Source organism: Oceanobacillus manasiensis (assembly GCF_000724085.1).
GTDB lineage: Bacteria > Bacillota > Bacilli > Bacillales > Amphibacillaceae > Oceanobacillus_B > Oceanobacillus_B manasiensis.
In genome coordinates, this window is sequence record NZ_CCDL010000002.1 from 336,243 (window position 1) to 356,531 (window position 20,289).

A 20,289-nucleotide genomic window follows, 5' to 3' on the forward strand; every position below is an offset into this window, starting at 1 on the left:
CATGTTTACAGATGCATCCGTTCTATTTCAGATAGCTGGCATTGGTATTATTGTTGCGCTTATTCATACCATTTTAAAACAGATGGGGAAAGAGGAAATTGCTCAATTTGCTACACTGATAGGTTTTATAATAGTACTAGTTGTGGTTATCAACGGACTATCAGATCTCTTCCAGCAAATTAAATCAGTCTTTCTCTTTCAAGGGTAATCGTTAATGGATATTGTCCAAATCGTTACACTTGGTATTGTTGCTAGCATTTTATATATCATTTTAAAAGAGATAAACAGCTCCATGGCGTTTTTTATCATCTTGATTACCGGCATAATCATCTTCTTTTCGGTTATCCAGCAGATTAGCAGTATCTTTCAGCTGATTCAATCATTGGGAACAAAAGCGAACGTGGAAGGTATGTACATGGATACCATTCTAAAAATAATAGGAATTGCTTATATTGCTGAGCTTGGGGCGGGGATTACAAAGGATGCTGGTTTAGGTTCAGTAGCTGCGAAAATTGAACTGGCAGGGAAAATATTTATCCTTTTACTTGCGGTTCCGATTATTAGCGCTGTAATCGAAGCCATTATACGTTTTCTACCTACAACGTAGTCAGATCCCTCCATTTCCTTTGAAGGGGGAAGTTATAGTGAATGAAGCCAAATAAGAAGTCGATCCTTTTCCTAACTGTTTTTTTCTGTTTATTGTTTGGACAAGCTTCGATAAGTGCATCGCCTGCGGTTAGTGAAGAAGATCCTAGCGATAAGGTACTTGAAGAAGTCTCCTTAACAGAGGTACAGACCTATTGGACAGACTTGGTAAGTGAGTATGGCGGTTATCTTCCTGAATTGGAGAAGACGAGTGTATATGAATTTATTAAAGATAACGGTGAACTCTCTGTTAAAAATGCAATAAATGGGCTGTTGCAATTTTTGTTTCATGAACTCATTATAAACGGAAAATTGTTAGGTCTATTAATTATGCTTATCTTGTTTTCGGTTCTTTTACAAACGATGCATAATGCCTTTGAAAAAAGCTCTGTTAGTAAAATTGCCTACTTTGTGGTCTATATTGTTTTAATATTTATTGCATTGAACAGCTTTTATCTCGCTGTTTCCTATGCCAAGGAAGCCATTGATACGATGAGTAGCTTCATGATTGCCTTACTCCCATTAATACTTGGATTAATGGCTACCTTTGGGAACATAGTTTCGGTTTCGTTTTTTCATCCAATCATTATTTTCCTAGTAAATTTTAGCGGTATTCTCGTCTCCACTATCATTTTACCGCTATTATTTTTATCAGCTCTCCTGCTGATTGTTAGTAGTCTTAGTGAAAATTATAAAGTAACACATCTTGCAAACCTGTTCAAAACAGTTGGGTTAGGGATACTTGGTGTCTTTTTTACGATATTTCTTGGGGTTATGTCCGTCCAAGGTGCCACCAGTGCAATACAGGATGGTGTTGCAATGAAAACTGCGAAGTTTATTACAGGTAATTTTATCCCTGTAGTTGGCAGAACATTCACGGACGCAGCAGACACCATTCTCAGTGCCTCTTTACTATTGAAAAATGCAGTAGGATTAGTCGGTTTACTACTCATTGTATTTATTGCTTTATTCCCTGCATTAAAAATTTTTGCGATCGCGCTCATTTATAAAATTGCAGCAGCAATATTACAGCCCCTAGGCGATGGGCCAGTTATTTCAAGCATTAATACGATCAGTAAATATATCGTATATATTCTAGCATGCCTGCTGGCTGTGTCGTTTATGTTTTTATTAGCGATTGTAATTATAGTCATAGCTAGTAATTTAACGCTGCTTTTACGATAGGATGATGAAAATGGATGCTTTAATTCAATGGGTTACCCAAATTATCATATTTGTACTACTAGCTACCATAATAGATCTATTAATGCCCTCCACCTCCATGAAGAAATACATCAAGTTAATTGTAGGGTTAATTTTAATTTTGATCCTGTTAAAACCTGTTTTCTATTTATTTCAAATCGATATTGGAAGCCAGTTAAACCGTTCATTTCAGCAGGTGATACAGCAGGGAAATGAGGGGGAAGATGTAAAAAGTTTAATCGAATTTCAAAAAAGTGAAATAGAAACATCACAGTCTGCATATATTTTAGAACAAATGGCTGTCCAACTTACGGATCTTGCACAGGATCCATTACTGGTGGACTATCAGGTCGAGATTACAGATATAAGCTTCTTGTTTTCACAGGAAGGGGAGATATCATTCGAAGTTCTCGATGAGGTCATTGTTAGTATAAGAGAAATAGAAGAAGATGGGGAGGGAGCAGTGAGTATAGTTGAAGATGTGGTAATTAACACGGAAGAGCGAGCAGTCACAAAAGATAATGAAGAAGAAAAACAAATAGTAAGTCTGTTAAGAGATGTTTGGGATTTACAAGAGAAAGATCTGACCATCATTTGGGAGGGAGGGGCATCTTGAAACAACTACTGGATAAACTTTTTAAAAATGGAGCCAAAGGTTCTTCAAAAAAGACAGGCTATATGCTTATTCTTGCACTTGGTGGTCTGATGTTAATCATTGTAGGAAATTTATTTACTTCTTCCAATGAGGCACCACCACAGCAAGAGATAACGCACAACCTGGGTGATGAATCTGAAGAAACTGCTAAACAGGTTAAATCAAATGAAGACATGACCACTTCGGACATCTCGGAATTGGAAGAAAGCTATAAAAAAGACTTGGAATCCATGCTAAATAATATAAAAGGTGTATCAGAAGCCGAGGTAATGGTTAATCTTGAATCAACTAAAATTAAAGTCTATGAAAAAAATCTCATTTTTGGCCAGCAATCAACAGATGAATCAGACAAAAATGGTGGCACAAGAAAGGTACAGGACAGTACGGAAGAAGCACAAACTGTATTAGTCAGGCAAGGTGAAGGGGAAGTTCCATTGCTTATCCAAACAAAAAAACCTGAAGTAAGAGGGGTATTTGTTGTCGCCAAGGGAGCCGATCACGCTTCAGTTAAAAATTGGATAGTAGAATCAACATCCCGCGTACTTGATGTTCCAACACATAGAGTTTCAGTAATGCCAAAGAATTAAAGGGAGGAAGAAATAATGTTAAAAAAGCAAACTGTTTGGTTATTAACAATGTTAAGTCTCATGATTGTACTGAGTGTGTATTACATGACCTCACCTGATAGTGAAGATCTCGCCTACCTAAATAATGGACAAGGTGATTCTGAAGAAGCCGCTTCAACTGATCCGTCTGATCAAGATGGTGATGCAACAGAAGATGGAACAGAAGTGGATAGTATTTCCAACTTAGGTGAAAATGAATTATTTACTACGATTAGAATGGAGCTAAACGATAAAAGAAGTATGACAAAAGATCGTTTAAAAGATATTGTTGCTTCAAGTTCAAGTTCACCTGAAGAAAAAGATGATGCTTTGAAAGAAATTGACGTAATCGAAGAGGTATCAACGAAAGAGACAATTTTGGAAAAGAGTATTTTAGATTCTGGTGAGTACCCAGATGTTCTTGTTCGCTCTGAGGATAATAAGGTCCATGTACATGTGAGAGCAGATGAATTGTCACCAACTGAGGCTAATAATATCATGCAATTAGTTAGAGACGAATTTGACAGAGACATGGTGGTTGATGTTAACTTCCAGCCAGCAAGCAGTGAAGAAGAGTAATAAAGAAAAAATCCGGATATCAACTTATGTCCGGATTTTTACTTGTTTTAATATTAAATTGTATCTTTAAAGGAGTTCATCTAAGGGTGAATTTTTCGTTTGATGAATGTCACTAAATGTATGAGCCTGTCTATACATTGATAATCAGCATAGCCAGTTACTTCTTTAAAAAAATTTTAATATTTTCAATAAATATACTACATAGTGTTCTAGTTTTCTCATTAAATCGTTTATACTTATATTAAAGGTTACAAATTAATAAAAAATAAGAAAGGCAACGCGTTCTTAAGGAAGGGGATTTCTTTTGACATTAGTAATAAGTATTATATTTTTAATGATCGTAGTATATCATGCTGTGCGATTCATCCACTTGCTAATTAAGATGAGGAAGAAAGTAGTCTTTCCGGTTAATGAAAATGAAATTTCATGTGTAAGGAAACACCCATTAAAGCCAGTTTCTCCCCCAACATATAAAAAGCAGAGATTTGGTATTATTTTATACGTGGTATTCCTTTTGTATTTGCTAGGTCTTCTAATTGCTGCGCTGGCCTTTAATAACCTGGCAATCTTAATAATCTCGATAGTTATATTTATTAACTTTCATGGTTTATTAAATATGTGTGCGATCATCGAGGACGGGGTCATAATAGGAAGTCGCTTTGTCCGCTGGAAACATATTAAATCTTTTCAATTTAAGCAAATAGATATGAACCATCGCTATTATGGTCATGATAAAAAGGTAAATGAATCGGGATATGAATTAGTCATTAAGCGACGATATTTCGTTTCACATTGTATTGTGGTATCCGAGGAAATGAAAGATAGGGTTTCAGATCTTCTAAGAGAACAAGGAAAGATTGAAGAAGAATCATTGCAGCCACAAGAAGTGTAGGTAAGCATCATATCAGCCTTTTTACATCATTTCGAATGTATCAGCCTGAAGCAATAGTGGAATTATCTTGATGTTTCCCATACATTTATCGTACTATATTAAGAGGAGTTATTAGTACCTAATATTAAAGTTATAGAAATGAAAGGGTGCCTGAAAATGTTAAAGGTAGAAGAAATACGTGAGATAATCAAATTAATTGATGAGTCATCTATTGATGAATTTTCCTATGAAACAAACGGAACTACTGTAAAGATGAAAAAAAATAAAGAGACAGGAGCGCCAACAGTTTCAGCACCTGCACCTACTGTGTCAGCACCAGTCTCCGCTAAAAGTGAAGAAGTAGTAACTACAACTGAAATTCCAGCTCAGCCTGAGCAGGAAGTATCGAAAAATGAGGAAGAAAGCAAAGCGTATGATTATGAAATTGTTTCACCAATGGTAGGAACATTCTATATTGCTCCGACCCCTGAAAGTGATCCTTTTGTAAAAAACGGTAGCAAGGTAGAACCATCTACTGTAGTGTGCATTGTGGAAGCAATGAAATTATTTAACGAAATTGAAGCCGAAGTAAAGGGAGAAATTGTGGAAATTCTTGTAAACAATGGCGAACTAGTAGAATATGGACAGCCGTTGTTTAGAGTAACCACGAAGTAAGGGGATGTATGGTGTGATTAAGAGATTATTGATTGCTAATAGAGGAGAAATAGCTGTAAGGATTATTCGTGCCTGTAAAGAAATGGGCATTGAAACAATTGCTGTGTACTCCGAAGCAGATAAGGAAGCATTGCATGTCCAAATGGCAGATGAAGCGTACTGTATAGGACCAACTTTATCGAAGGACAGTTACCTCAACTTTACAAATATTATGAGTGTAGCAACATCTACTGAAGTTGACGCGATTCATCCAGGATATGGTTTTTTAGCAGAGAATGCTGACTTTGCAGAGATATGTAGAGCTTGTAATATTACGTTTGTTGGGCCAACTCCAGAAGCCATTCAGAAAATGGGAATTAAGGATGTTGCAAGAGAAACAATGAAGCAAGCAAACGTTCCCATTGTTCCTGGCTCTGACGGTATTATTGAAAATGAAGAGCAAGCAAAAGAATTGGCTATGCAAATTGGCTACCCAATTATAATTAAAGCAACTGCTGGTGGTGGCGGTAAAGGGATTCGTGTTGCGCGAACTGAAGAAGAGTTAGTGAAAGGTATTCAGATTACCCAAAATGAAGCTGAAACAGCATTTGGGAACCCTGGCGTATACCTAGAAAAGTACATTGAAGATTTCCGACATGTAGAAATTCAAGTGTTGGCAGATCGACACGGAAATGTAGTACACTTAGGGGAGAGAGACTGTACCATACAGCGTCGTCTTCAAAAACTGGTTGAAGAAACACCATCCCCAGCTTTAACCGAAGATATACGGAAAAAAATGGGTGAAGCATCTGTGAAAGCGGCGATGGCGGTTAATTATGAAGGTGCAGGTACCATTGAATATATCTTTGACAGAAGCACAAAAGAGTTTTATTTTATGGAAATGAACACCCGGATCCAAGTAGAACATCCAGTGACAGAGCAAGTAACTGGCGTAGATCTAATTAAAGAACAAATAAAAATTGCCAATAACGAAGAGCTCTCCTTTAAACAAGAAGACATTGAGTTTAATGGATGGGCAATTGAATGTAGAATCAATGCAGAGAACCCTTTTAAAAATTTCATGCCTTCAGCAGGTGAAATTGACATGTATTTAACACCAGGTGGGTTAGGTGTAAGGGTAGACTCAGCTGCGTATCCAGGTTACTATATACCGCCTTATTATGATTCTATGGTAGCCAAACTAATAACGTTTGGTGCAACACGTAAAGAAGCGATTGATCGTATGAGAAGAGCACTTGATGAATTTGTTATTGAGGGAGTGCATACAACGATTCCATTCCACCGTCAGTTGATGGAACATGAAGTTTTCACACAAGGTGATTTCAATACAAAGTTTCTTGAAGATCACCCGATCTTGGAGAAAAGTGAATAGAAGAAAGAATTAATAAAGGAGTGGTGAGACGATGAGTGAACAGCCTTTGTTAAACGTAAGTGATGATACAAGTCTTGGAGACGTGGAAATTGCACCAGAAGTGATTGAAGTTATTGCTGGTATTGCAGCCGCTGAAACAGATGGTCTTTATGCAATGCGAGGAAACTTTGCATCTGGTGTAGCAGAACGCTTTGGTAAAAAAGCACATAGTAAAGGTGTAAAAGTAGAGCTTACAGAAAATGGCATTTTGATTGATCTCTACGTTATCTTGCATTATGGTGTCTCCATTCCACAGGTTGCTCAAAATATACAGACCAATATTCGTCAAGCACTTAAAAATATGACAGCATTAGAAATTGATGAAATAAATATTCATGTAGTTGGCATCCAAATGGATATTAAAGAAGAGCATGACCATTCCGGAGAATAAGGAAATGCTTTGGACAGGATCAGAAAGTAACTTCTTCTGGTCCTGTTTTTTATATTTCTAATTCCATTTTTAGGAAAGGAATTGTTAGTACATAGTTTATTTGATTGATTGTAGCATTGGAATTTTAATCATGTTATGATTTGTAGAAGATAAGGATAAAAGGAGCTAATTTAGAATGAATAGACATACAGCAAGGGAGAAAGCATTTCAAATACTCTTCCAATTAGACATAAATGATAATGAACCGAAACAAGCTATTGCTGAGTTTCTTGAATCAGAAGAGAACGATGCTTTTTTATCAATGCTTGTGGAAGGTGTGGCATCACACAAAACGGAATTAGACCAGCTCATTTCCGATAACTTAGAGAACTGGAGTTTACAACGGATTGCCTCTGTAGAAAAAACCATTATAAGAATTGCTGCATTTGAAATGAAGTATCTAGAAGACATCCCAGTCAACGTGTCTATAAATGAAGCCGTAGAACTAGCTAATACATACGGTGATGATAAATCAGGAAAGTTTATTAATGGCGTATTATCAAAGATAAATAATTAAATAAAGGGGAAGTAATCAATGGCTGCAGAAATTATTAGCGGAAGAGACTTAGCACATGAAATGAGACAGGAAATGAAACAGAAGGTAACAGAGCTAAATGAGCGTGATATTTATCCAAAATTGAGCGTTATTCTGGTTGGAGATAATCCTGCTTCAAAAAGCTATGTTAATGGCAAAAAGAAGGCGTGCAAAGAGACAGGAATTCTTTCAGATGTAATAGAATTGGCTAGTGACACGACAGAAGCACAATTGCTGCAGCAAATTGAAATTCTTAATGAGGATCCAACAGTACACGGTATTCTTGTTCAATTACCACTTCCAAAGCAAATTAGGGAACAAAAAGTAATTGACACCATTTCTTATGAAAAGGATGTAGATGGTTTTCATCCAATAAACATTGGTCGAATGATGACTGGAGAGGATGCGTTTTTACCATGCACACCGTTCGGCATTATAACAATGTTAAAATCAAAAAACATTCAAATTGCTGGAAAACACGCAGTCGTGGTAGGGCGAAGCAATATTGTTGGTAAACCAGTGGGCCAATTACTTTTAAATGAAGATGCTACTGTTACATATTGTCACTCTAAAACAAAAAACCTAAAGCAAATAACACAGCAAGCTGACATCCTTATTGCTGCAGTAGGCAAAGTTAATGCCATTGGCTCAGAAGATATTAAGGAAGATGCTGTTGTAATTGATGTTGGTATTAACCGACTAGAAGATGGCTCATTGACAGGGGATGTAGATTTTGAAGCAGCTAAGGAAAAGGCTTCATACATAACACCGGTTCCACGGGGAGTTGGCCCTATGACGATTACGATGTTGCTTGAGAATACAATCAAAGCAGCAAAAGGACTGACGAAATAGTGAACGACAAGTATTTAACTGTCACTGCATTGACAAGGTATCTGAAACGAAAAATGGACACAGATCCCCACTTGAGAAATGTATGGCTTAGAGGGGAGATCTCAAACTTTAAGCAGCATAGTCGTGGTCATATGTACATGACTATCAAAGATGATCAAGCAAGAATGCAGTCTGTCATGTTTGCTGGTAATAATCGAACGTTAAAATTCAGGCCAGAAAATGGAATGAATGTGTTAATAAAAGGTGAGATAAGTGTTTATGAAGCACATGGGCAGTATCAGCTGTACATCCAACACATGGAACCAGATGGAATAGGTGCATTATATCTTGCTTATGAGCAACTGAAAGAAAAGTTGAGCAAACAAGGATACTTTAATTCGGAATATAAAAAAACACTGCCATTGTTTCCTGAACGTATTGGTATCATCACATCACCTACTGGTGCTGCGGTTAGGGATATAATTACCACAATTAAGAGACGATACCCCATTGCAGCGTTAACTGTTATCCCAGTTTTGGTTCAAGGTCCCAATGCAGCTAAATCTGTAGTGGAAGCCATTAATATTGCGAACAATCGTCACTCTTTTGATGTTCTAATTGTTGGAAGGGGCGGCGGATCAATAGAAGAACTGTGGTGCTTTAATGAGGAAATTGTAGCAGAAGCTATCTTCAAGTCAGAAATTCCGATTATATCAGCGGTTGGTCATGAAACAGATAATACCATTAGTGACTTTGTTGCCGATGTACGAGCACCCACCCCAACAGCTGCTGGAGAAATTGCTGTACAGTCTCAAGTGGAGCTACAGGAAAGCATTAGAAAAAATCATAGAATTTTACAAAGGGAACTAGAAAGACTTCTACTTACGTACCAAAACCGCTTGAAACAATTGAGACAGTCATACGCATTCAAGTACCCAGAACAACTTGTTAAACAGAAAGAACAAGCATTAGATACAGCTGTAGAGTCTCTAACGAAGGCACTCTCTTACCAATTCAAAAGCTTGCAAGAGCGATATAAGAATTTGCATAATCGAATTGCCCTCCAACATCCAGAGGAGAAAATTGACCGAGCAGGTGCCCGACTTGCTGAGATAAGAAAAAGACAGAACATTAGTATGTCACAAATACTGCATAAAAAAACAATACAGTGGAATAGCCTAGTTGATAAGCTGACTTTACTGTCACCTTTAGAGACAATGAAAAGAGGGTTTGCGCTTCCTTATGATGCAAAGGGAAGGTTAATTAAGTCCATTACAGATGTTGAGAAAAAGGACTTTATTGAATTAACGCTATCCGATGGCAAGTTAAGCTGTCAGGTGCAGGATATCGAGGAGGAGAACAATGTCAGATAAACAAGAGCTTTCATTTGAAGAGGCAATGAAGGAATTAGAGAACCTTGTTGAGAAATTGGAAGAAGGGGATGTCCCATTAGAAAAAGCCATTACTTACTATCAGGACGGAATGAAACTATCCAAGATTTGTAATGACAAGTTAAAAAACGTGCAAGAGAAGATGACAACGATTATGAATGAACAGGGAGATTTAGAGCCGTTTCTAGTAGAGGGGGAAGAATAAAGTTGACGGATTTAAATTTGTATATCCAGCAAAACAAGGATTTGGTACAAAAAGAATTAATGAAACAACTGGAAAAATTAGCTGTTCCTGAGGTTTTAAAGAAATCCATGCTTTATTCAATAGAAGCCGGTGGTAAGAGACTCAGGCCTATTCTCCTCCTAGCAAGCTACGAGGCGTTTGGGGGTAAACTTAATAAAGTTTTGCCAACTGCTGTGGCTCTTGAAATGGTGCATACCTATTCCCTTATCCATGATGACCTACCGGCTATGGATAATGATGACTTTCGTAGAGGAAAGCCAACAAATCATAAAGTTTTTAACGAAGCAACGGCGATTCTTGCTGGGGACGCACTACTTACATATAGCTTTGAAATAGTTGGCACAGATACAGGTCTTTCTAATGAACAAAGAATACGTCTAGTTAGGATGCTTGCGGAAGTAAGTGGACCTGCCGGCATGGTTGGTGGGCAATTACTTGACATGGAGGCAGAGGATCGCCCTCTAGCTCTTGAAGAGTTAGAACGAGTTCACACGCTAAAAACTGGGGAGCTACTAAGGTTTGCCGTTTTTGCCGGTGCATATATTGCCGGTGCGAATTCAAAACAGTTAGCAGCATTAGAGAAATTTGCTTACTATCTAGGTCTTATCTTCCAAGTTCAAGACGATATACTTGATGTAACGGGTGACCAAGAAAAGTTAGGAAAGCCTGTTGGCAGTGATGAAGGGAATCAGAAAAGTACATATCCTAAATTACTGGGGATTGATGGCGCCCAAACGAGGAAAAATCTTTATGTAGAAGAGGCTAAAAAAGCTTTGAAGCATGCTGGAGCAGAATATTCTATACTGATGGAACTAACTGATTATTTTAGCAATCGAGATCATTAAGGCATCAAGTAGTAAAGGAACCAGCTTGCAAAGTAGTAGCTGTTAAATTAATAAACTCAACATCTAAAAAAATGAAATAGAATATGATTTATGCTATAATATAAATATAAAGGAATGGTGCAGTATTCTAGTCAGCCCTCCGTTCCTGAAGGCGGGCCTAAAAATCCGCCAAAGGGCACATCGATGAAGTTCCTTGTGTAGGCTTGAGGCGCCCAGCCTTGGGTCTATGCTGGGAGTTAAGGTTTTTGGGCGATCCACAAAGGCATGTGGGCGTTGACCCGATTACCGCGGAGGCCCATCTCTGTAGTAGCAACTAAGCCTAGGTGTTATTATGGACTGGGGTATGAACCTGTACAATATGGTAAGGGACATCATGTTTACAGCGTAGCCTGCCTTGAGTGGTGTTTGAGGGGATTAGAGTTCAAATAGCGAGTCAGATGGCCACTGGCTTGACTATTTTCATCTCTATGAAATCGGCACTGCAAAAGAGGCTAGGGGACGGCTAAAGGCTGCTGAGGAAATCTCCTAGACTGTTCAATGACTTTTAAAAGGGATTATAGTGTGGACTAAGTGGTAATCCAGTCTAGCTATTGGTGACAAAGCTAAGTTCATTTTAAAGGGGAACCGCCTACATGGCAACATGAGGTAATGATCTGGGAAAACCTACTGGACCTAAGCCACAGTTTTTACCTTTTAAATGACCATTCCTTACTACATATTATATATTAATTAAATTGAGGTATGAAATGAATCCCAATATAAAGCGTTCTTTAAAGTTTAGTTTAACTATTGCCGTTATCACATTTGTGCTAGCGGCTATTTTTTCAGTTATCTCCTCCTCCATACTTGGGGGAGTAATGTGGTTTGTGGGTTTACTAATCGTCTTACTAATTGTTCTCATTGGTATCTTGTTTGATATGATGGGTATTGCTGCAACTGCAGCAGATGAGACGCCGTTTCATGCGATGGCTGCTGAAAGAGTGCCAGGGGCAAAGGAAGCTGTAATGATTGTGAGGAATGCTGACAGATTTGCTAGTTTCTGTAATGACGTAATCGGAGATATTTCTGGAATTATTAGTGGTACAGCATCTGCAATTGTTGTCTTGCAAATCGCCAATCTCTTTGGAGAAGGCGACGGATCTACACTTCAAATAATTCTTTCCGTTGTATTAACAAGTATCGTTGCAGCATTAACTGTTGGTGGAAAAGCGTTAGGTAAATATTTTGGTATTAACGCATCTACAAGAATCATTTTTTTTGCTGGAAAAGTGGTAGCTTTAATGGAAACTAAGTTGAAGATTTCAATTTTTTCTAAATCATCCAAAAATAAGACACGTAATAAAGGACAGACAAGATGACAAAAACAAGATTAGATATATTACTGGTGGAAAGAAATTTAATTGACTCAAGAGAGAAAGCGAAGCGAGTCATTATGGCTGGATTGGTGTATTCAGAGCAGGAACGCCTTGATAAGCCTGGCATGAAAGTAGATAGTACCATTCCGCTTACTGTTAAAGGTAAGCTCATTCCATATGTTGGAAGGGGTGGGTTAAAGCTAGAAAAAGCATTAAAACACTTTGCTATATCAGTGAAGGATAAAATAATGGTCGATGTAGGTTCATCTACTGGTGGTTTTACTGATTGCGCCTTGCAAAATGGATTGAAGCAAAGTTATGCAATTGATGTTGGTTATAATCAGCTTGATTGGAAACTACGGAATGACAGCCGCGTTGTGGTAATGGAGCGAACAAATTTCAGGTATGTGACAAAGGATATGTTGAAGGAAGGAACACCCAATCTCTCCACGATAGATGTCTCCTTTATATCGTTAAAGCTTATCCTACCTGTATTACATCAATTACTTGCTGCAAATAGTGATGTAATCGCGTTAATTAAACCTCAATTTGAGGCTGGAAGAGAGCAAGTAGGAAAGAAAGGAATTGTGCGCGACAAAAAAGTTCACAAACAAGTACTTAAGGAAATTGTTGCCTTTGCAACAGAGGAAAAGTACGAATTAATTGATTTAACTCACTCTCCAATTACTGGAGGAGATGGCAATATAGAATTCTTAGCACATTTCGGTTGGCAAAAAGAAAATAAAGGAAAAACTACTCCCGCTGTCGAAATTGAGGATATAGTGGAGAAAGCACACCAAGAGTTCCATACATCACAAGAGAAATAACGGGCTACTGAGGTAGGCCGTTTGTGTTTATAGAAAGTAAAGAGGTGTTATATGAGTAAAATACAACGTCATATCAAAATCCGTGAGCTAATTACAGAAAATGAAATTGAAACGCAAGATGATCTAGTTGATCGACTTAAAAGCTTAGACTATAAAGTAACACAGGCAACCGTGTCTCGAGACATTAAAGAACTTCATTTAGTGAAAGTTCCTGCATCCAACGGAAAATACAAATACAGTCTTCCTGCAGATCAACGTTTCAACCCATTAGACAAATTAAAAAGGCTTGTAATGGACGCGTTTGTTAAGATTGATCACGCAAGCCATATGATTATATTAAAGACATTGCCGGGAAATGCCCAAGCAGTTGGTGCTTTAATTGATAATCTTGATTGGGAAGAGATTATGGGTACCATTTGTGGTGATGATACATGCTTAATTATATGTAGAACAGAGGAGAAAGCAGCACTTATTAAAGAAAGATTTTTAACAATGCTCTAATGATTACTTCTAAAATGGAGATGAATGTTATATATGTTAACGGAATTATCTATTCGGGATTTTGCAATTATTGATCAAATTTCCATTACGTTTAATGAGGGGCTTACTGTATTGACAGGTGAAACTGGAGCAGGGAAGTCTATTATAATAGATGCAGTTCAGTTATTAGCTGGCGGCAGAGGTTCTATTGAATTTGTTCGCCACGGTGCAAAAAAAGCAGAAATTGAGGGCTTATTTATCCTTGATAGAAAAGAGCACCCCATACATCAGGTGGGCAAGGATTTCGGCATTGATATAACCGATGATCAAGTTGTACTGCAACGGACTATTACATCAAATGGAAAAAGTATTTGTCGCGTTAATAGCAAGCTTGTTACGTTAGGCATCCTCCGTGAATTTGGAAAAACGTTAATTGATATTCACAGTCAACATGAGACACAGTCACTAATGGATCCTGAAAGTCATTTAGAATTACTCGACCTTTATGACCCAGAATCAATGAAACGGACAAAAAAGGAATATAGTTACCTTTATGAACGTCTAGGTAATTTAAAGGCCCGCTATAAAGACCTTAGTGAAAATGAACAAGAGATGGCACATCGATTGGATTTGCTTGAGTTCCAACTTCAAGAGTTAGAACAAGCCAATCTTGAGCCAAATGAAGATACCATACTTGAAGAAGAGCGAAGTTCATTAGCTAATTTTGAAAAAATCTATACGACCTTGCAGGATTCATATAATGCTTTATATGGAGAGCAAAAAGGACTTGAATGGGTAAATATTGCACGTAACGCTTTAGATGTTAGTAGTGATTTTGATAACTTTATAAAGGAAAAAGCCGAAGAAATTTCAAATCACTACTATGCTTTAGAGGAATTAACCTACTCCATACGTAATTATAGTGAATCACAGCAATATAGCCCTGAACGACTAAATGAAGTGGAAGCAAGACTTAATGAAATAAACCGATTAAAGAAGAAGTATGGACCTACTGTTAACGACATTTTGAACTATATGGCAAAGATTGAGGAAGAAATTGAAGAAATAACAAATAAAGACTCCCATCTTGTGAAGCTTGCTGAACAAATTGATGAAGTCGAAAAAGATGCATATCTAGAAGCGAAGCAATTACATGATATACGTGTTAAAAGCGCCGATGCATTGATGGCCGAAATTGAGAATGAGTTAAAAGATCTATACTTGGAAAAAGCAACATTTTCTATATTTTTTCAGCAGTCTACACACGAAACAGAAGTAAGTGAACAGAGGGCAAAGCTGCATAAAAATGGTTTTGACAAAATACGCTTTCTAATCTCTACAAATACTGGAGAGCCATTAAAGGATCTGCACAAAGTTGCTTCTGGCGGAGAATTGTCTCGTATTATGCTGGCACTAAAAAAAATCTTTGCAAAACATCAGGGTGTCACAAGCGTTATCTTTGATGAAGTTGATACTGGAGTAAGTGGGCGCGTAGCTCAAGCAATCGCTGAAAAGATTTATCAGCTATCGAACAGTTCCCAAGTACTTTGCATTACTCACTTACCACAGGTTGCGTCTATGGCCGATACACATAAACTAATTGAAAAAGCTGAAAACAATAACCGTACTTCTACAGATGTGAAAGAATTGACAACCGATGAGCAGGTGGTTGAACTAAGCAGAATGATTACTGGAACAAAACTAACTGAGACTGCGAAAGAACATGCCAAAGAATTATTGGATATGGCGCATACATTTAAATCCAAATAAATAGGATAATTTTACTTAAAAAGTCAGATGATATATTAACTGGCTTTTTTATTTTGCCTATTTGGAGTCGACCCATGTAAAAATACATAAAAAAGAACATGGATAATTAAAATAGTGGCATTTATCCCTCTTATATTTGCAAGTAGGTCGTTTACTTACTCCATTACGTTTATGTGGTATTAATTGCCCACTATCACTTTCTCCCGGAGCAATCGTCCGTAAGACTCCCGCTTCAAAACATGGTAGTTTTTAGTGGGAGTAAACGGACTAACATGCCGATTCGTTCAACTAACAATCAGTGGGGGAAGAGCGAAAACCCCCACTGATTGAAGTTTCACTTAATACATATACAAATTTCTTCCTTATTTAGAAACTTGTTGTATGAGTCTTTTTGTAAGATCCAACCTATTAAAGGTTATGCAGGAATTACGTTTTTAAAAAAGGTAATGTTACACATCTTACTTAGGTTTCACCAGTTTAAAACACGTCTAGTTCGGTCAAATTAGAAGTACAGAAATAAATAAAATGCTGGTATGGGTTAGGAACGAGGAGAGTGAATGAAAATTTGAAACCACAAAAAAATAAATTACGATTATGGGTTGGTTCTATATTGTTTGCTTTCGTGTTATCCATACCCTTTATCTCCCCTGTAAAGCAATACCTATCCATTCCCAATGAAATTGTTACCTTTCATAACGCGGCTTCAATTGAGTTGCCTGGTTTAGGAGAAAATTATCACATTACAGCAAGTAGTCAAGTAGTTCAGGCAGTCGATAATTCTGTCTTTGAGACAATGGATCCAGGAAACAGTCAGTTAATGTATGAAGTTGCAGGATTACCAATTAAAAAGGTAAACGTTTCTGTTTTAGATGATATGAAGGTAGTTCCGGGAGGTCAATCAATTGGTGTACAGCTTCACACTCAAGGAGTTTTGGTTGTAGGTCATCACCTAGTGAATGTAGCGGATAAAACGCTATCTCCAGGTGAGGAGGCAGAAATCAAAGTAGGAGATATCTTGCTGGAAATTGATGGAGAACCAATTAAAGATATGAAAGAAGTCAGACCACTCGTTAAAAAAGCTGGTCAAGAAAGTAAGTCATTAAATGTAAAATTAAAAAGAGGTAAAGAAATAATGGATACAAAATTGACCCCGGTGTTAGACGATAAAGAAGACGATTATAAAATTGGTCTTTATATCCGGGATTCAGCAGCAGGGATAGGAACAATGACATTTTACGAGCCAAAATCTAAAAAATACGGTGCACTAGGTCATGTAATATCTGATATGGATACAAAGAAGCCCATAGAGATACATGATGGCACTATTGTTAAATCAACTGTAACTGCCATTGAAAAAGGTAATAACGGTGTGCCAGGTGAAAAACAAGCAAAATTCTCTGTTAAAGAAAACCAAATCGGTTCAATAACAAAGAACAGTCCTTTTGGCATATTTGGAAAGTTAGAGGAGAGCATTAAAAATGGCAAAAATGACAAACCTCTGCCAGTTGCTTTATCTCATGAAGTTAAAGAAGGGCCAGCAAAAATATTAACCGTACTTGAGGATGAGAAAGTGGAAGAGTTTGATATTGAGGTAGTAAGCTCTGTTCCACAAAAGTTTCCTGCGACGAAAGGAATGGTAATCCAAGTTACGGATAAAGAGCTTTTGAAAAAAACAGGCGGGATTGTCCAAGGTATGAGTGGAAGTCCTATAATCCAGGATGGAAAGATAATTGGAGCTGTGACACATGTCTTTGTTAATGATCCAACATCAGGGTATGGTGTTCATATTGAATGGATGCTACAAGACGCAGGAGTAAATATTTATAAGCAAACAAAAGAAAAACAGAAGGCTGGTTAGAAAAGTGACTTGTATGGATTATTCCATTCAAGTCACTTTTTTCTGTTTAATGTAAAAATTATTACTTGGCTGTGCTATACTATAGATACTTAAATATTTTTCGACAAAGTGCTGTAATAATTTATCGAAATATATCGTAATACGCAGTAAAACAGTGATATTTTTAGCATTTGCAAAAAAAACCAAAGTTTTTTAAATAAATAAAGGATATTTAAAAGTTGTGTAGAATAAGTAAGAATAAGAAGAGTTTACTACATAAAGGAGGAGCTTTGGAGTGGATAAAATTTCGGTTTGTTTGGTGGATGATAACAGAGAATTAGTACAATTAATGGAGGATTACTTTGAAGAACAGGAAGATATTGAGGTAATTGGGACAGCATATAATGGCAGAGATTGTCTTACAATGCTCGAGGATCTTGATCCAGATGTCTTGATATTAGATATTATAATGCCACATGTCGACGGCCTTGCCGTTTTAAATACAGTTAGAGGAATGGATGGGAAGAAGCCAAATGTTATCATGCTTACAGCATTTGGTCAGGAGGAAGTTATGAAAAAGGCGGTAGATTTAGGCGCTTCTTATTTTATACTGAAACCATTTGATTTAGACAACTTAGCTGAACAGGTAAGACAAGTTCAAGGGTCTAGCTCCATGCCATCTAGTTCGAAAAAGGTTGTACGCAAAGAAAAGAAAAAGCAAGACCTTGAAGCAAGTATCACAAATATTATTCACGAGATTGGTGTGCCCGCACACATAAAAGGATATATGTATTTGCGAGAGGCAATTACGATGGTATATAACGACATAGAACTACTTGGCTCCATAACTAAAGTTCTTTATCCGGATATTGCTAAAAAATTTAACACGACAGCCTCTCGTGTAGAAAGAGCTATTCGCCATGCGATCGAAGTAGCGTGGAGCAGGGGGAATATAGATTCCATTTCAGCACTTTTCGGATATACGATTAGTATCACAAAGGCCAAGCCAACGAATTCTGAATTTATCGCAATGGTTGCTGATCGATTGAGGTTAGAGCATAAAGCGAGTTAAGTTGGGGAAAGAATAAATAAAAAAGATGATTCGCTTTTTCAGGAATCATCTTTTTTGAATGAGTTTTTGCAAAGAATTGCAGGTTATATTTAGTCAAAGAATACTTGGTATAAAGATTTTACAGCTCTATTTAAATCTACTGCTTTAATACCAAACATCATGGAAACCTCTGAAGAACCTTGGTTAATCATTTCAATATTTACATTTGAAGTGGCTAGCGCTGTAGTTGCTTTCTGCGCCACTCCGATTGTACTGACTAACCCTTCGCCGACCACCATAATCATGGCCAAATCTCTATGCATGATTATAGTATCAGGATGAAGTTCGTCATAAATACGTCTCTTGATAATTTCTTCTTTGTCTCTTGTTAGCTTACTATCACGAATAATGACTGACATATCATCGATTCCAGATGGCGCATGTTCAAACGAAATTCCTTCATCTTCTAGGATGTTTAACAACTTTCTACCAAATCCGATTTCCCTATTCATAAGATATTTACTTACATACAAGCTGCTGAAACCAGTATCACTGGCGATTCCAGCAACACATTTTTCATTTGGTTTCTTTTCCGCTACTATAAGTGTTCCGGGTAAGTGTGGCTTATTCGTATTTTTAATGCAGACGGGGATTTGTTCTTTAAAAGCTGGAATAAGGGCTTCATCATGGAAAACGGAGAAACCGGCATAAGAAAGCTCCCTCATCTCTCTATATGTTAGCGTCTTAATTTCTTTCGGATCATCTACAATGGTAGGATTTACCGTATATACTGAATCAACATCTGTGAAATTTTCATATAGTGTTGCTTTCACACCTGCTGCCACAATAGAACCAGTAATATCTGAGCCGCCCCGTGAAAAAGTCATGAGCTCATTTTGCTCTGTGTATCCGAAAAATCCAGGTATAACTAATATTCCGACTTTTTCGCGTAACGCATAAATCTTTGAAAAGCTATCATCGAGAATTTGTGCATTCCCTGGGTCATTGCTAACGATGATTCCTGCGTCCTTAGGGTTAAGGTAAGAAGCTTCTAGGCCAATGGAGCGCAAATAAGCACTAAGAATTTTTGCAGAGCTATCTTCCCCGATTGATTTTAATGCATCTAGCTTTGAGATAGAAGAAATAGGCTTTCGTATTGCTTCGTTAACTGTTTTTTCAATGTCCTCAAGTAAGCTTGGTTCCAACATTAGATCTTCTATTATCTCTCTAAACCGACTAAGAACTTTCTCATAGCTTTCCTCATAGGATTCGCCATTTATGTATGCTTCCCCGAGCTGGATTAGTAAGTCTGTTACTTTTACATCGTCTGTTGCTCTTTTTCCTGGAGCTGAAACGACAATGATCTTTCTGGCAGGGTCGTCCTTAATTATGTTACCAACCTTCTGAAGTTGGGTAGCTGTTGCCATCGAGCTTCCCCCAAATTTTGCTACTTTCATATAAAGGCCTCCTGAAGCAATAATTTTTATATTAAATCATAACATATGACAACTAAAATAGACACAATAAAATGTGTCTATACAAAATTTGCATCACGTTACTAAAATGCCAATAAAAAACAAATCAAAAAAATGGTTTGAAAATACACAATTCATTATCTTTTAAAAACTCCATATGTAGGTGTTTACGTTACAAATTTCTCTTCTACCCAAAAAAAGATGGCTATTTCTCCATCTTTTTTTTACGTTCTTTGGTTTTCTGTCTTTTACGATCTCTGTAAACAATAAAGCCTCCGATAAAAGCTAAACCGGAAATGAAAAAGAGAAGGCCAGCAACGAATTGCACAGCTGTATGTAAAAAAAACGGATAGAATTCAGAAAAAAGTGCGTCTCTCATCAGTTTAATACCAAAAGCAGTAATAATACCTGGAATGAAGAGAACAAGTATGGCTAGTGTTCTGCCCATTATGAATTTCCCCTTGAGTTTTCTATTATTCATATTATAGCAAAGAACGGGCTTAAAATGTAATATAATTAATTTGCCAAAGTATGCAGGATAGCGTATTATATAACTGTGCAAATTAATGCAAGG

Annotated in this window: 23 protein-coding genes; 21 read left to right on the plus strand and 2 right to left on the minus strand. The window is 37.2% G+C overall.

Annotated elements, in window-relative coordinates; all coding sequences use genetic code 11:
- Position 1 precedes the first annotated feature (1 nt).
- The 21 genes from spoIIIAC to spo0A all read left to right on the plus strand — a co-directional run bounded on the left by spoIIIAC (position 2) and on the right by spo0A (position 18,261).
- A complete protein-coding gene (gene spoIIIAC, locus BN985_RS10870; protein ID WP_042223483.1) occupies positions 2-208 on the plus strand; it encodes a stage III sporulation protein AC in 207 nt (68 codons plus the stop codon).
- A 6-nt stretch (positions 209-214) separates the two neighbouring features.
- Entirely contained in the window at positions 215-607 is a 393-nt protein-coding gene (gene spoIIIAD, locus BN985_RS10875) for a stage III sporulation protein AD (RefSeq protein ID WP_042223484.1), read from the plus strand.
- Between the two features lie 41 nt (positions 608-648).
- Entirely contained in the window at positions 649-1,830 is a 1,182-nt protein-coding gene (spoIIIAE, locus tag BN985_RS10880) for a stage III sporulation protein AE (RefSeq protein WP_042223485.1), read from the plus strand.
- Positions 1,831-1,840: 10 nt separating this feature from the next.
- On the plus strand, positions 1,841-2,464 hold the full coding sequence (gene spoIIIAF, locus BN985_RS10885) for a stage III sporulation protein AF (protein WP_042223486.1): 624 nt from the start codon (positions 1,841-1,843) through the stop codon (positions 2,462-2,464).
- Positions 2,461-3,090: a stage III sporulation protein AG gene (spoIIIAG, locus tag BN985_RS10890; RefSeq protein ID WP_052360674.1), complete on the plus strand. Its 630-nt coding sequence runs from the start codon at positions 2,461-2,463 to the stop codon at positions 3,088-3,090. The genes spoIIIAF and spoIIIAG overlap by 4 nt, the downstream gene beginning before the upstream one ends.
- A 15-nt stretch (positions 3,091-3,105) precedes the next feature.
- A complete protein-coding gene (locus BN985_RS10895) occupies positions 3,106-3,687 on the plus strand; it encodes a SpoIIIAH-like family protein (protein ID WP_042223487.1) in 582 nt (193 codons plus the stop codon).
- Positions 3,688-3,991: 304 nt separating this feature from the next.
- Complete coding sequence (locus tag BN985_RS10900; RefSeq protein WP_042223488.1) at positions 3,992-4,579, plus strand: hypothetical protein; 588 nt, start codon at positions 3,992-3,994, stop codon at positions 4,577-4,579.
- 156 nt (positions 4,580-4,735) lie between these two features.
- Complete coding sequence (gene accB, locus BN985_RS10905) at positions 4,736-5,233, plus strand: acetyl-CoA carboxylase biotin carboxyl carrier protein (RefSeq protein WP_042223489.1); 498 nt, start codon at positions 4,736-4,738, stop codon at positions 5,231-5,233.
- 13 nt (positions 5,234-5,246) lie between these two features.
- Positions 5,247-6,605 (plus strand): acetyl-CoA carboxylase biotin carboxylase subunit, encoded by a 1,359-nt coding sequence (gene accC / locus BN985_RS10910; protein ID WP_042223490.1) that lies wholly within the window; start codon positions 5,247-5,249, stop codon positions 6,603-6,605.
- A 31-nt stretch (positions 6,606-6,636) separates the two neighbouring features.
- The gene (locus BN985_RS10915) at positions 6,637-7,035 is read left to right on the plus strand and encodes an Asp23/Gls24 family envelope stress response protein (RefSeq protein ID WP_042223491.1); all 399 of its coding nucleotides are present in this window, start codon (positions 6,637-6,639) and stop codon (positions 7,033-7,035) included.
- A gap of 175 nt (positions 7,036-7,210) precedes the next feature.
- A complete protein-coding gene (gene nusB, locus BN985_RS10920; protein ID WP_042223492.1) occupies positions 7,211-7,591 on the plus strand; it encodes a transcription antitermination factor NusB in 381 nt (126 codons plus the stop codon).
- An 18-nt stretch (positions 7,592-7,609) separates the two neighbouring features.
- A complete protein-coding gene (gene folD / locus BN985_RS10925; RefSeq protein WP_042223493.1) occupies positions 7,610-8,461 on the plus strand; it encodes a bifunctional methylenetetrahydrofolate dehydrogenase/methenyltetrahydrofolate cyclohydrolase FolD in 852 nt (283 codons plus the stop codon).
- Positions 8,461-9,813 (plus strand): exodeoxyribonuclease VII large subunit, encoded by a 1,353-nt coding sequence (xseA, locus tag BN985_RS10930; RefSeq protein ID WP_042223494.1) that lies wholly within the window; start codon positions 8,461-8,463, stop codon positions 9,811-9,813. The genes folD and xseA overlap by 1 nt, the downstream gene beginning before the upstream one ends.
- A complete protein-coding gene (locus BN985_RS10935) occupies positions 9,803-10,036 on the plus strand; it encodes an exodeoxyribonuclease VII small subunit (RefSeq protein ID WP_042223495.1) in 234 nt (77 codons plus the stop codon). The genes xseA and BN985_RS10935 overlap by 11 nt, the downstream gene beginning before the upstream one ends.
- A 59-nt stretch (positions 10,037-10,095) precedes the next feature.
- Entirely contained in the window at positions 10,096-10,920 is an 825-nt protein-coding gene (locus tag BN985_RS10940) for a polyprenyl synthetase family protein (protein WP_042224071.1), read from the plus strand.
- Between the two features lie 746 nt (positions 10,921-11,666).
- Complete coding sequence (locus BN985_RS10945; protein ID WP_042223496.1) at positions 11,667-12,278, plus strand: hypothetical protein; 612 nt, start codon at positions 11,667-11,669, stop codon at positions 12,276-12,278.
- Positions 12,275-13,102 carry a TlyA family RNA methyltransferase gene (locus BN985_RS10950; protein ID WP_042223497.1) on the plus strand — a complete coding sequence of 276 codons (828 nt, stop codon included), beginning with the start codon at positions 12,275-12,277 and terminating at the stop codon, positions 13,100-13,102. The genes BN985_RS10945 and BN985_RS10950 overlap by 4 nt, the downstream gene beginning before the upstream one ends.
- 51 nt (positions 13,103-13,153) lie before the next feature.
- Complete coding sequence (ahrC, locus tag BN985_RS10955; protein ID WP_042223498.1) at positions 13,154-13,603, plus strand: transcriptional regulator AhrC/ArgR; 450 nt, start codon at positions 13,154-13,156, stop codon at positions 13,601-13,603.
- A gap of 33 nt (positions 13,604-13,636) precedes the next feature.
- A complete protein-coding gene (gene recN / locus BN985_RS10960) occupies positions 13,637-15,352 on the plus strand; it encodes a DNA repair protein RecN (protein WP_042223499.1) in 1,716 nt (571 codons plus the stop codon).
- A gap of 565 nt (positions 15,353-15,917) precedes the next feature.
- Positions 15,918-17,210: a SpoIVB peptidase gene (gene spoIVB, locus BN985_RS10965; protein ID WP_042223500.1), complete on the plus strand. Its 1,293-nt coding sequence runs from the start codon at positions 15,918-15,920 to the stop codon at positions 17,208-17,210.
- A 274-nt stretch (positions 17,211-17,484) separates the two neighbouring features.
- Positions 17,485-18,261, plus strand: a complete 777-nt coding sequence (spo0A, locus tag BN985_RS10970) for a sporulation transcription factor Spo0A (protein WP_042223501.1) — start codon at positions 17,485-17,487, stop codon at positions 18,259-18,261.
- Positions 18,262-18,350: 89 nt separating this feature from the next.
- Here the strand turns inward: spo0A and BN985_RS10975 are convergent, their stop codons facing one another.
- Together BN985_RS10975 and BN985_RS10980 are read right to left on the minus strand one after the other, a co-directional pair.
- Positions 18,351-19,697, minus strand: a complete 1,347-nt coding sequence (locus BN985_RS10975) for an aspartate kinase (protein ID WP_042223502.1) — start codon at positions 19,695-19,697, stop codon at positions 18,351-18,353.
- A gap of 223 nt (positions 19,698-19,920) precedes the next feature.
- Positions 19,921-20,163 carry a DUF2627 domain-containing protein gene (locus BN985_RS10980; protein ID WP_042223503.1) on the minus strand — a complete coding sequence of 81 codons (243 nt, stop codon included), beginning with the start codon at positions 20,161-20,163 and terminating at the stop codon, positions 19,921-19,923.
- Between the last annotated feature and the right edge of the window lie 126 nt (positions 20,164-20,289).

Bases quoted from the DNA above. Each gene is read 5' to 3' on its own strand.
- spoIIIAC (WP_042223483.1), top strand. From the start codon at position 2: ATGTTTACAGATGCATCCGTTCTATTTCAGATAGCTGGCATTGGTATT.
- spoIIIAD (WP_042223484.1), top strand. From the start codon at position 215: ATGGATATTGTCCAAATCGTTACACTTGGTATTGTTGCTAGCATTTTA.
- spoIIIAE (WP_042223485.1), top strand. From the start codon at position 649: ATGAAGCCAAATAAGAAGTCGATCCTTTTCCTAACTGTTTTTTTCTGT.
- spoIIIAF (WP_042223486.1), top strand. From the start codon at position 1,841: ATGGATGCTTTAATTCAATGGGTTACCCAAATTATCATATTTGTACTA.
- BN985_RS10895 (WP_042223487.1), top strand. From the start codon at position 3,106: ATGTTAAAAAAGCAAACTGTTTGGTTATTAACAATGTTAAGTCTCATG.
- accB (WP_042223489.1), top strand. From the start codon at position 4,736: ATGTTAAAGGTAGAAGAAATACGTGAGATAATCAAATTAATTGATGAG.
- BN985_RS10915 (WP_042223491.1), top strand. From the start codon at position 6,637: ATGAGTGAACAGCCTTTGTTAAACGTAAGTGATGATACAAGTCTTGGA.
- nusB (WP_042223492.1), top strand. From the start codon at position 7,211: ATGAATAGACATACAGCAAGGGAGAAAGCATTTCAAATACTCTTCCAA.
- folD (WP_042223493.1), top strand. From the start codon at position 7,610: ATGGCTGCAGAAATTATTAGCGGAAGAGACTTAGCACATGAAATGAGA.
- BN985_RS10935 (WP_042223495.1), top strand. From the start codon at position 9,803: ATGTCAGATAAACAAGAGCTTTCATTTGAAGAGGCAATGAAGGAATTA.
- BN985_RS10940 (WP_042224071.1), top strand. From the start codon at position 10,096: ATGAAACAACTGGAAAAATTAGCTGTTCCTGAGGTTTTAAAGAAATCC.
- BN985_RS10945 (WP_042223496.1), top strand. From the start codon at position 11,667: ATGAATCCCAATATAAAGCGTTCTTTAAAGTTTAGTTTAACTATTGCC.
- BN985_RS10950 (WP_042223497.1), top strand. From the start codon at position 12,275: ATGACAAAAACAAGATTAGATATATTACTGGTGGAAAGAAATTTAATT.
- ahrC (WP_042223498.1), top strand. From the start codon at position 13,154: ATGAGTAAAATACAACGTCATATCAAAATCCGTGAGCTAATTACAGAA.
- recN (WP_042223499.1), top strand. From the start codon at position 13,637: ATGTTAACGGAATTATCTATTCGGGATTTTGCAATTATTGATCAAATT.
- BN985_RS10975 (WP_042223502.1), bottom strand. From the start codon at position 19,697: ATGAAAGTAGCAAAATTTGGGGGAAGCTCGATGGCAACAGCTACCCAA.
- BN985_RS10980 (WP_042223503.1), bottom strand. From the start codon at position 20,163: ATGGGCAGAACACTAGCCATACTTGTTCTCTTCATTCCAGGTATTATT.